The sequence below is a fragment of the Bradyrhizobium sp. genome, from assembly GCF_027307225.1.
Taxonomy (GTDB): Bacteria; Pseudomonadota; Alphaproteobacteria; order Rhizobiales; family Xanthobacteraceae; genus Bradyrhizobium.
Window position 1 is genome coordinate 1 of sequence record NZ_DAHUXJ010000010.1, and the last position, 10,676, is coordinate 10,676.

Here is a 10,676-nt window from a genome sequence, read left to right on the forward strand (position 1 = left end):
TGTTGGCGGTGGCACCGGTGATGGCGGTCGAGGTGACGTTCGACTTGGTCGAATAGCCGACCGGGGTCTGCAGCACCTGGTTGGCGATCGACTGGGCGCTCGAAACCAGGCTCTGCAGCGAGGTGATGCCGGTGTTGGCGGACTGCAGCACCTGCACGCCGTTGCCGATGCTGTCGAGCAGGCTGCCGATGTCGGAAGCGCGGTTGTTGAGGCCTGCCGCGGTGAAGAAGTTGGTCGGGTTGTCGAGCGCCGAATTGACCGCGTTGCCGGTGGCAAGGTCATTCTGGGTCGTTGCAAGCAACGAAGCAGTCGACTGGAGGGAGAGGAGGTTTTGGCGGACTGATGCCGAAAGAACGATACCGGACATAATTCATACCTTTCTGGTGTGAAACTCAAAACAGACCTGACCCGTCCAGGATCAGGTGTCCTCGCACCGTGGAAGCGGCCCCTCTAACAAAGCATGAATCAGACACCTCGCATTCGGCTAAATACCTGAAGGACAAAGCCAAATACGGATTTTTTACCCTACCGGCGGCCGTCCCAGCCCTTTGGAATCGCTGGGTAATTTTCAGCCGCCCGGCCGCGTTTACGAATTTTTAAGAGCGACTCGGGAAGACTCCGGTCTGGCTACGATTGTTTGAGTCCGTCGCCGGCGTTCTTGGGCGCTTAATCGCGCAAAATTCGAACCTCCCGTCCGTCGAGGACGGCAACGGAGAACAGGCATGGCGCTGAAAGTCGAACTCAAGCCACACGAGCGGATCATCATTGGATCCTGCGTGATCACCAACACCGATCAGCGCGCACGCCTGCTGATCGACGGCGAAAAGATCCCGATCCTGCGTGAAAAGGACATCCTGACGCCCGAGACCGCCGATACGCCGGCCAAGCTCATCTATCTGTCGGTGCAGTTGATGTACATTTCGCCGGAGCCCGACATCAATCACGGCACGTACTTCAACCTGCTGCGCGAGCTCGTCACCGCGGCGCCGAGCATGTGGCCGATCATCGAGGGCATCAACATCAATATCCTCAGCGGCGACCTGTATCAGGCGCTGAAGGAAGCGCGGAAGCTCGTGGCTTACGAGAAGAAGCTGCTCGACCACGCCCGCGCCAAACAGGCTGCCAAGCAAGCCGCCTGAGCCAAGGCTCAGTTCGGCTGAAGAAGATCAACCGGCTGCTTCAGCCGCTTAATGCCGCTCGCCGAATTTCAGCACGGCTTCGACAAGCGCATCGAGATCGCGTGTGTCGGTGCGGTGATTGATGATGGCTGCGCGAATCGCGAGCTTGCCGTCGAGCGTCGTGGTCGACGGCACCGCTATTCCTGACTCCTGGATGTCCGCCACGATCTCGCTGTTGACGCGGTTGGCATCGTCGCTGCGATAACGAAAGCAGACGATGTTCAGTTGCGCCGGCGCCAACAGTTCCAGCCGCGGCTCCGCCGAAATCTTTTCTTCCAGATAGCGCGCGAGCGCGCAGGTGCGCTCGATCATCGCGCCAAGCTTTTTCGTGCCGAACGCCTTCAGCGTGAACCACGTTTTCAGCGCGCGGAATCCGCGCGACAGATCCGGCCCCAGGTCGCATGGCCACGGAGAGCCCGCGGCCAGACCTCGCGTCTCGCGCCGCAGATAGACCGCCGGTGCGGCAAACGCGTCGAGATGACGTTGACTGTCGCGAACCAGCAGAAAGCCCGCGTCGTACGGAACCTGTCCCCACTTGTGGAAATCAAGCGCGACGGAGTCGGCCTGCTCCAGTCCGGCGAGACGCGGCGCGATCGACGGCGAGAGCACGCCGAGCGCGCCATAGGCGCCATCGACATGAAACCAGAGTTTTTCCTCGCGGCACAATTCGCTCAACGCAACGAGATCGTCGATCGCGCCAACGTCGACGGTGCCGGCCGAGCCGACCACGAGAAAAGGCCGCAAGCCCGCCTCGCGATCGCGCGCGATCTGCGCGCGCATCGCCGCCACATCGACGCGATGCGAGCGATCGAACGGCATGGTCCGCAACGCATCGCTGCCGAATCCTGCAAGATCCATCGCCTTCGAAACGCATCCGTGCGTCGCCTTCGACGTGTACGCCGTGAGCAACGCGCCCTCGCCGCCGACGCCGTGCTGCCGCGCCTCTTGTCCAAGCGCCGCCGTTCGCGCGACCCAGACCGCCATCAGGTTCGCCATCGACGTTCCCGTCACGAAAATGCCGCTGGCGCCCGGCGGAAAGCCGAACATCGTCCGCGTCCATTCGGCGATCTGGCGCTCGACCTCGATCGGCATGTGATCGCGGCCGCCAAGATTGGCGTTGAGCCCGGCCGCCAGCATCTCGGCCAGCACGCCGATCACATTGCCGCCGCCATGCACCCATCCCATGAAGCCGGGATGAACATTGCCGGTCGCATAGGGCGCGATGAAATCGGAATATTCGCGGTAGATCTCGCCGAGCTCGGATGCTTCACGCGGAAGTCCCTCGCGAAATCGCGCGCGAACCTCGTCGGGAATCGGACGCCAGACCGGTTGCTCGCGAATGTTGGCGATATAATCGATCGTCTCATCGAGCATGCGATGCGCTTGCGCGCGCAACTGATCCCAGTCCGACGGATCGAGCGTCTCGCTCGGCCCAGGCGTTGAAGGTCGCGTCTCGGTCGAGGCGGTCACGCGGCCGCCTCGCATGGGCGAGCCGAGCGGCGCAACAACATCGCGGCGAAAGCATCGAATACTTTTCGCATTTGCGGGACCTTGTAGGGGAAGATATCGGGCCGATCCATGTCATGAACGATCGCCGTGTTATCGGCCTCGAAAATCAGCAACGATCCGTCTTTGGCCTCCGCACAATCCACGGTAAAATAGTCGAGATCAATGCGGCCCGCGAGCTCCGCAAGCGCTGCGCGATGGCGTCTTGCAAAGTCCGAATCGAATCTCTGCATGAATGTCGCTTCTTCGCACCGCCTGTCGTCGCTCGCAGCCATTTGCGCGTTGAGATACCAGATGTCCCAGCGATCGGCGATCGCAAGATGACACGCATAAGGCTTGCCATCGATGAACGCGAGACGATATTTGCGGAACAAGCCGTCAGCGCTTCGATAATCGATGAAGCGCGAGATGAAAAATTCCTCGCTCGGATTTTCGCCAAGATAGCGCGCAATGGCGGTGGCGTCCTCGCACTTCGTCAAGCCTCTGCCGGCGTGCGAGCCGCGTGGCCTGACGATGGCGGGAAAGGCAAGACCAGACAACAAATCGCAAAGCGCGAGCTTTGATTGCGCAAGTTTCTCGAGCGGTTCGCGAGCGACACAGGCTGTCGGCGGAATCTGAAGTCCCTCGGCTCCATCGAGCAGAGCGTACAGCTTGTCGCGATCGAGACGGCCGATCCGTTGCGGCGGATTGAGCAACGGGCGCGGCCAGTGCGTCATGGCCTGCGCGATCTTGTCGAGCGCGCTGCGGCAATCGTCGGAATCCGAAGCGATCACCATCGCGACGTCGTGGTCGGGCAACCAGTCGGGCCAATCGATATCCGGCATGACGTAGAGCGTCGTCAATTCGATGCCGCTACCTTCCAGCAGGAATTCGATCGGCGTGTTGCTGCCCATGTCGGTCGCTGCCGCGAGCGCCAGCACACGCAAACGAGGAGGCTTTGCCGCACAGGGCGAACGGAACAATTGATGCGACGACAGGATGGCATGCTGGATCGCCAGCCCCGCTTCCTTGTCGCCAAGCAGTTGCGCGATCAGCGACAGGTCGAGCCCCTCGCCCGCTTCGATCGTGCCGTCAAGCAGTTTGGCGATCAACTGCTGCCATAGCGGACGAAGGTCGTGTCCGGCTTCATAGGCGCGCGTCAATCTGGCAAGACCGATGCGCTCCGCGCAACGCGGCCGCGAGCTGCCGCTTCGATTAAGAGCTGCCGTCTCCGGCTCAGGCCGCATTGGTCGCGACCGCCGGGCTGGCAAATTGCGAGGCGACTTCGCCGCGGAACACCGATGGGCCGACGTGGTCGAGGCGGCTCTGGAGATCGGCCCAGATTTCACCGCCGATGTCGGTCCAGCGTTTGCAGAAGGCGAAGTCCTCGCTGAGATAGGTGCCGGTCGCGGGATCGATCATGCATTCGAACAGCGCAAAGCGGTTCGGGCTTCCGGCCAGCGCGTCATGCGAATGCTCGCCCGAAAATTTCAGCGGCGCGTAATCAGGATGCGCACACATTCTCTCGAACACCTGGCGGCGGATCATCAGAAAGCCGGTGCCGGCGTAACGCACCCGCGTGAAGCCGTTGACGACGATGACATGATCGGGATCGTTGATCTCCAGCACATAGTCGAGTGAGGCCGCCGGCACGTTCGGCCGCCGTCCCTCAATGGCGCGCTGAGCCTTTTCCCAGTTGACGCGCTTGATCGGATAGACGCCGGCCACGACATCGGCGCCGGACTCGATCAGGCGGAACACCTGATCGGGCGTAAAGCCGATATCGGCATCCACAAAGAGAAGATGCGTCGCCGTGGGATCATCGAGAAACGATGTCATCAGGTTGGCGCGCGCCCGCGTGATGAGCGCATCGCCGTCGCGCAACTCGACCTTGAGGCGCAGGTTCGACAGCGACCAGACCGCGCTCTGCAGCGCGAAAATGGAATTGACGTAGATGGTGGAGACCTGGCCGCCGAAACAGGGCGTCGCTACCACGAGGTGAACTGGCTGCTCGGTCATCAGGCACTCCCGCGGCTCGTCCCCACCCTGGATTGGCAGTCCCGGCCGCAATCGTCACCAATCAGTAAACAGACGTGGTTAACGAAATCCTAACGGCCGCTTCCTGCCCCCAAATGGCGCTGCAATTCGGCCGCCAGGCGGTCGATGACGCTGTCCCAGTCACCGAAGGAGGGCTGCCGCAGCAGTTTGGCGGTCGGATACCAGGGCGTCTCGCTCGATGCGCGCAGCCAGCGAAAATCCGCCGCATGCGGCAGCAGGATCAGGACCGGCTTGCCCATCGCGCCGGCGAGATGGGCGGCCGCGGTGTCGACGGAAACGACGATATCCAGCAGCGAGATGACGGCAGCGGTATCGGTGAAATCGGGGAGTTCCGGGCCGAGATCGACCAGGCTCGGCACACGCGGTAACGCCTCGCGGTCGGCCTCGCGCATTTCGCGTTGCAGGCTGAAGCATGCAAACGGCAAGTTCTCGAACGACGGCGCGAGCCGCGCCAGCGCAATCGAGCGATTGGCATCGTTCTTGTGGGCAGCAGAGCCGGACCAGACGAAGCCTGCGCGCGGAGCGCCTTGGCCAAGACGCTCGCGCCAGTGCGCAATGCGCGTTGCTGGCGCGGCCAGATAGGGAATCCCGGCCGGGATGGATGCGGCGTCGGTGCCGAACGCGAGCGGCAGGCTGAGCAACGGACAATGCAGATCGAACGCCGGCAAAGCATCGCCCCTGGCGATGAACTCGACGCCATCGAGTTGCGACAGCAGCGACACCAGCTCCGGCTGAACTTCGCAGATCACCCGCGCGCCGCGATCGGCAACCAGCCGCGCATAGCGAATGAACTGTATCGTGTCGCCGAACCCCTGCTCGGCGTGAAGCAGGATCGTCTTGCCGGACAGCGGAACGTCACCCAGCCACAGCGGCTGCCGGAACGAGCGCCGCTGGTTCGCAAACGCACCCGTCTTCCAGCGCCACTCATAGGCCTTCCAGCCGGCCTTAAAATCACCGAGCGTCAAACGCGCCAGCGCGTTTTCGAAATGCGCCTCGGGAAAGTCGGGAGTTTTCACCAGCGCCGCATCCAGATCGATCAACGCCTCTCGCGGACGATCGAGCCGGCGCAGCGCATGGGCGCGATTGGTCAGGATTTGCGGATGACCGGGCATGGTCGCGAGCGCCCTGTCATAACTCGCAAGCGCCTCTTGCGGGCGGTTGAACCGCAACAGCGTGTTGCCACGGTTGACGTGCGCGCCGGTGTGGGAGGCATTGTGCCCCAACGCCTCGTCGTAGCTCTCCAGCGCCTCAGCGATGCGATCGAGCTCGAGATAGGCGTTGCCGAGATTGTAGAGGATCTCGGGATGATCAGGCGCAAGCACGAGCACGTCGCGATAGCGCGCAATGGCGTCCTCGAAGCGCCCTGCCCCGTGCAGCGCCAGCCCGAGATTTGAGATCGCATCGACCGAGCCCGCGTTGACCTTTACAGCCCTTTCGATGAAACCGATCGCCTCAAGGGGACGGCCGCGTTGCAGGCGGACGAAACCAGCGAGGTGCAAAGCATCGAAATCGTCGCGGCGATATTCCAATATCGCCGCGCATAACCTCTCGGCCTTGTCGAAATGGCCTTGCTCGAAGGCGCTCAGCGCCTGCCGCTGCAAGCGCGGCAGGTTCGGCATCCCCACGGAAGCGCTTTTCCATTGAGCAGACAAACCACAGCTCCGGTCCCGAAGCCCGCAAGCCATTCGGATGCGCGCCGGCACGTGCGCCACTTCGAATCACACGATGCGGGCAAAGCTATCATTTTCGGACGCTTCCGGCTGAGCCTGAGGAAAAATCGCTGAGTGCCTTTAACGGGGCGGGATGACCGGCAGCAAAACGCTGCAACTTCCCTGCCGGTCGATATGCAGCTTGGTTGTTCCCGCAGAGAGGCAGGCCGGCCGATCGCGTGGGTCGTCATGCAGGAACGGTCCGCATCCCAACAGTTCGTTCTTGAAGTTCGAGAGCTTCGCGCCCGTGCTTGCCTGCCAAACATAATCCTTGCCGCGCACGCTCAGCGCGATCCGGTAGCCTTTCGGCACGACGATCGAGGTCGGCCAGAGTTCGACGGCCAGATCGACGGGCTTTCCTGGCTGAAGCGGCTCAAGCTCGTCATGGCTGTGATAAGGGCGATAAGGTTTTGACAGCTTTTCGTCGAGCTTGCGGTGCGAAGCGCGAAGCCATCCCTGCGCCATCGGCGTGTGCGGATCAATTGCGCCGAGAAAGGTGATCTCGCGCAGATCCGCGGTGAAGACGCGAAACACAATGAAGATATCCGCATCTTCCGTGCTGGAGGAAATACGCAAGTTGGCGGCCAGCGGTCCGGTGATCTCGGTCTCTTCAGAAAGCGGCTCCGACATGAAGGTCAGGCCGTCACCCATGGCGGCGAAGCTGATTTCAGCTTCCTTGGATGGCCGTTGCAGCGAAAGGCTTTGATTCCGCGGATCGAGATAAAACCGGGTCCAACGAGTGGAAGGCAGCGGCCAGTCTGCCTCATGCCGCTCGACGAATTGGTCGACGTGGCGAACCTGGAGCTGGACCTTCGGCTGCCGGTCCCAGCCGTTCGCTTCGCCCTTGAGATGGAAGTCGAAAAACCGTCGCTGCAATTCGCGGCCATAGTCAGTGTAAAAATGCGTCCAGTGCTCGAGCCCGTGGCACTCGAGCCATTTCTGCTTCGAAGCGGCGCGGACGAACCCCTCGAAATTGCCGCGCGGATGCAGGCCCTGCCCGCCCCAATTGGCCGCGGACAGAAACGGCACCGTCACCCTGCTCCAGTCGGGCGAGCGCGCCTTGTGATAATCGTCGTCGAGCGGATGGGCGAGAATCTCGTCGCCGAAGCTTGCGCGGTTGCGCGCGAGTTGCTCGTCGGACAGCGTCTCGTCGCCACAAACCAACTCGCCGGTCACCGCGTTGCGCGGCCCTCGCTCGCCTAGACCATATTGCACGGTCTTGACCTGCATGTCGTACCAGTTGGCCCAGAAGGTCGACAGGATCCCGCCGTGATGCGTCATGTCGCGGTACCAATCCGCCGCGCCTTCCCAGATGCACATGGCTTTCAGGTGCGGCGGCTGGAGCGAAGCGACATGCCACTGGTTGATGCCGTAATAGGAAACGCCGTTCAGGCCCACATTGCCATTCGACCATGGCTGAACGCCCGCCCATTCGATGCATTGATGGAAATCGCGCGTCTCGCGCGGCGAGAAATGATCGACAAAGCCGGGCGAGCGGCCGGTGCCGCGGGAGTCGACACGGACACAGACATAGCCGTGCGGCACCCACTTTTCCGGGTCGACCACCTCCCAGTTCTGATACTTGTTGGTCGATCCGGACGCGACGTCCGGATGGCTCGCGATCATGTTCTGCCAGGCACTCGGATAGCCCTTCTGGAAGGCCAGCCCCTTCGCATAGGGGCCGTAAGTCAGCAGCACCGGCCATTTTCCCGTGCCCCGTGGCCGGAAGACATCGGCGCGAACGGTCAGGCCGTCATCCATGGGGATGCCGACGTCCCACTCGATGAGCATGTTGTCTTGTTCGCTCCGTGCAGTCATTTCCCGGTTTCCTTTCCGTGAGCGATTCATGTCCGCTTCTGATTTTCACTGACGTTGATGGTGCAGGATGGAACTCCCCTTCAACCTTAACGCCCGGTTTCCACCGAACTGGCAAATCGCGGACGGCGTTAGGCGGCCATCAAGCATAGAAGCCGAATGACTGCCAACCCGCGCGCGCAGCCGTCCGGTCTAACCAACTATTCAGGGGACATCGAGTAGTGGATTACCTGCGCAATTTTAAAGGCGCGGCGAACTCAAATGTACTCGCAACCGATCACCTGGAACGAGCAAACAGGCGATGAGGCGGAAGCCGTTGGTGCCAGGCTGGGCACCGGCGCGCCGCGGTTCGAGTTTTATTCTATTTCGTTCGCCGGAGCCTGACCGTGCACCGCCTGATCGCCAAGCAGATCGCGCAGGCAACCGAGGCCGCGGGCCATGTCGATATCGACAAGCTCGCTGCGCTGGTCGGGAGCACCTATGAAGCGTTCGATCGCGACCGCTCGGCAGAACTCATGGTGCGGGAGCGCGACCTGCAGGCGCAAAACGACCGCTTTGACATCGCCATCAACAATATGACGCAGGGGCTGTTGCTGTTCGATGCCGAATCGCGGCTGATCGTCTGCAATCGGAGCTATATCGCGATGTATGGGCTATCGCCGGAGATCGTCAAATCCGGCATCGCTCTCCGCGATATTATCGCCCATCGCAGGGAGAGCGGAGCATTCAACGGCGACGTCGACGAATACTGCGCCGCTCTTTCCCGCAGCCTGCTGCAAGGAAGGACCAGCCATCACCAGACCGAGACTCCCGACGGGCGGACGATCATGATCGTCAACAAGCCGGTGGCGGGCGGCGGATGGGTCGCAACGCACGAAGATGTCACCGAGCGCCGCCGCGCCGAGGCGCGGATCAGGCATCTGGCCCATTACGACGCGTTGACCGATCTGCCGAACCGCGCACTGTTTCACGAGCGGCTGCGCGAGGAACTCGGCAGCATCGCGCCGAACCGGCAGCTGGCGGTGCTCTATATCGATGTCGACGAGTTTAAAAGCGTCAATGACACGCTCGGGCATCAGGCCGGCGACCAATTGCTCCAGTCGGTCGCCACGAATCTCCGCCGTGTCGCCCGCCCGAACGAATTCATCGCTCGCCTCGGCGGCGACGAATTCGCCATCATGCAGACGTCGATCAACGACCAGGCCGAAACGGCCGGCCTGGTGAGGCGGGTATTCGAGGCCATTCGTACGCCGTTCGAATGCCTCGGCCACCAGGTCACGTCAGACGCCAGCGTCGGCGTCGCAATGGCGCCCCGGCACGGCACCGGCCTCGACCAGATTCTCAAGAATGCCGACCTTGCGATGTATGCCGCCAAGGCGGCGGGCCGGCGGACGTCGCGGTTCTTCGAACCGGCGATGGACGCGCGGGTCAAGGCGCGGCGCATGCTCGAGATGGATATGCGTCAGGCCCTGATCGACGGCGCCTTCGAGGTCTATTACCAGCCCTGCGTCAGTCTCGAGAACAACAGGATCACCGGCTGCGAAGCGCTGGCGCGCTGGCGCCATCCCGAGCGCGGCATGATTTCGCCCGCCGACTTCATTCCGGTCGCCGAGGAGACCGGCCTCATCAACGAACTCGGCGAATGGGTGCTGAACGCCGCCTGCAAAGACGCCATGACGTGGCCGGGAGAGTTCAAGCTGGCGGTCAACGTTTCACCGGTTCAGTTCAAGAGCGGCACGCTGGCGCTGAAGATCGCGGCGGCGCTGGCGGCCTCGGGGCTTCCCGCGCGGCGGCTGGAGCTCGAAATAACCGAGGCCGTTCTCATTCGCGACGACGAGGCAGCGCTTGCCACGTTGCATCAGCTTCGCGCGCTGGGGGTGCGGATCGCGCTCGACGACTTCGGCACCGGCTATTCGTCACTGAGCTATTTGCAGCGTTTCCCGTTCGACAAGATCAAGATCGACCGCTGCTTCGTCAACGACCTTGCCACGCAAGGCGGCTCCTCGATCGTACAGGCGGTGGTGAATATCGCGGCCGCGCGCCACATGATGACATTGGCGGAAGGCGTCGAGACGGCGGAACAGCGCGAGTCGCTTCGCGCGCTGGGCTGCACCGAAATGCAGGGCTTCCTGTTCAGCAAGCCGGTGCCGGCAGCCGACATCCTGCCGCTCTTGCGGTCCGACCCCAGGAAGGCCGTCGCCTGACGCTCATGATGAGGAGAGAGGCTGAAGCGGTTGCTCCCTGATCGAATTCGCCGCTTGTGGTGCAGGGACTTCAGATCGGCGGTACCAGTGCTCCGATTCCGAAGTTCGTATCATATTGCGGCTCCACGTTTACGAACTTCGGAATCAAAGGAGCACTAGCCAATTATATGATTCTAGTGCGGTTTAGAATTTGAAGTTCCTATGACGAGGTCACCGCGAAACTGATA

6 protein-coding genes and 2 pseudogenes are annotated in these 10,676 nt (G+C 62.1%); 2 read left to right on the forward strand and 6 right to left on the reverse strand.

Going from position 1 to position 10,676, the window contains the following annotated elements:
* Positions 1-367, reverse strand: a pseudogene (locus M6D32_RS01675) (flagellar protein); the annotation flags it as partial.
* 355 nt (positions 368-722) lie between these two features.
* On the opposite strand from M6D32_RS01675, the gene flbT reads away from it, so the two are divergent.
* A complete protein-coding gene (gene flbT, locus M6D32_RS01680; RefSeq protein WP_298252734.1) occupies positions 723-1,139 on the forward strand; it encodes a flagellar biosynthesis repressor FlbT in 417 nt (138 codons plus the stop codon).
* A gap of 48 nt (positions 1,140-1,187) precedes the next feature.
* Here the strand turns inward: flbT and M6D32_RS01685 are convergent, their stop codons facing one another.
* From M6D32_RS01685 to M6D32_RS01705, 5 genes are all read right to left on the reverse strand, one after another.
* On the reverse strand, positions 1,188-2,648 hold the full coding sequence (locus M6D32_RS01685; protein WP_298252736.1) for an aspartate aminotransferase family protein: 1,461 nt from the start codon (positions 2,646-2,648) through the stop codon (positions 1,188-1,190).
* The gene (locus M6D32_RS01690) at positions 2,645-3,910 is read right to left on the reverse strand and encodes a hypothetical protein (protein ID WP_298252738.1); all 1,266 of its coding nucleotides are present in this window, start codon (positions 3,908-3,910) and stop codon (positions 2,645-2,647) included. Before M6D32_RS01690 ends, M6D32_RS01685 begins: the two co-directional genes overlap by 4 nt.
* On the reverse strand, positions 3,900-4,682 hold the full coding sequence (locus M6D32_RS01695; protein ID WP_298252740.1) for a hypothetical protein: 783 nt from the start codon (positions 4,680-4,682) through the stop codon (positions 3,900-3,902). Before M6D32_RS01695 ends, M6D32_RS01690 begins: the two co-directional genes overlap by 11 nt.
* Before the next feature lie 89 nt (positions 4,683-4,771).
* A complete protein-coding gene (locus M6D32_RS01700) occupies positions 4,772-6,340 on the reverse strand; it encodes a tetratricopeptide repeat protein (protein ID WP_298252745.1) in 1,569 nt (522 codons plus the stop codon).
* Between the two features lie 171 nt (positions 6,341-6,511).
* Complete coding sequence (locus M6D32_RS01705) at positions 6,512-8,248, reverse strand: CocE/NonD family hydrolase (RefSeq protein ID WP_298252742.1); 1,737 nt, start codon at positions 8,246-8,248, stop codon at positions 6,512-6,514.
* Positions 8,249-8,760: 512 nt separating this feature from the next.
* On the opposite strand from M6D32_RS01705, the pseudogene M6D32_RS01710 reads away from it, so the two are divergent.
* Positions 8,761-10,449, forward strand: a pseudogene (locus tag M6D32_RS01710) (EAL domain-containing protein); the annotation flags it as partial.
* Positions 10,450-10,676: the final 227 nt, after the last annotated feature.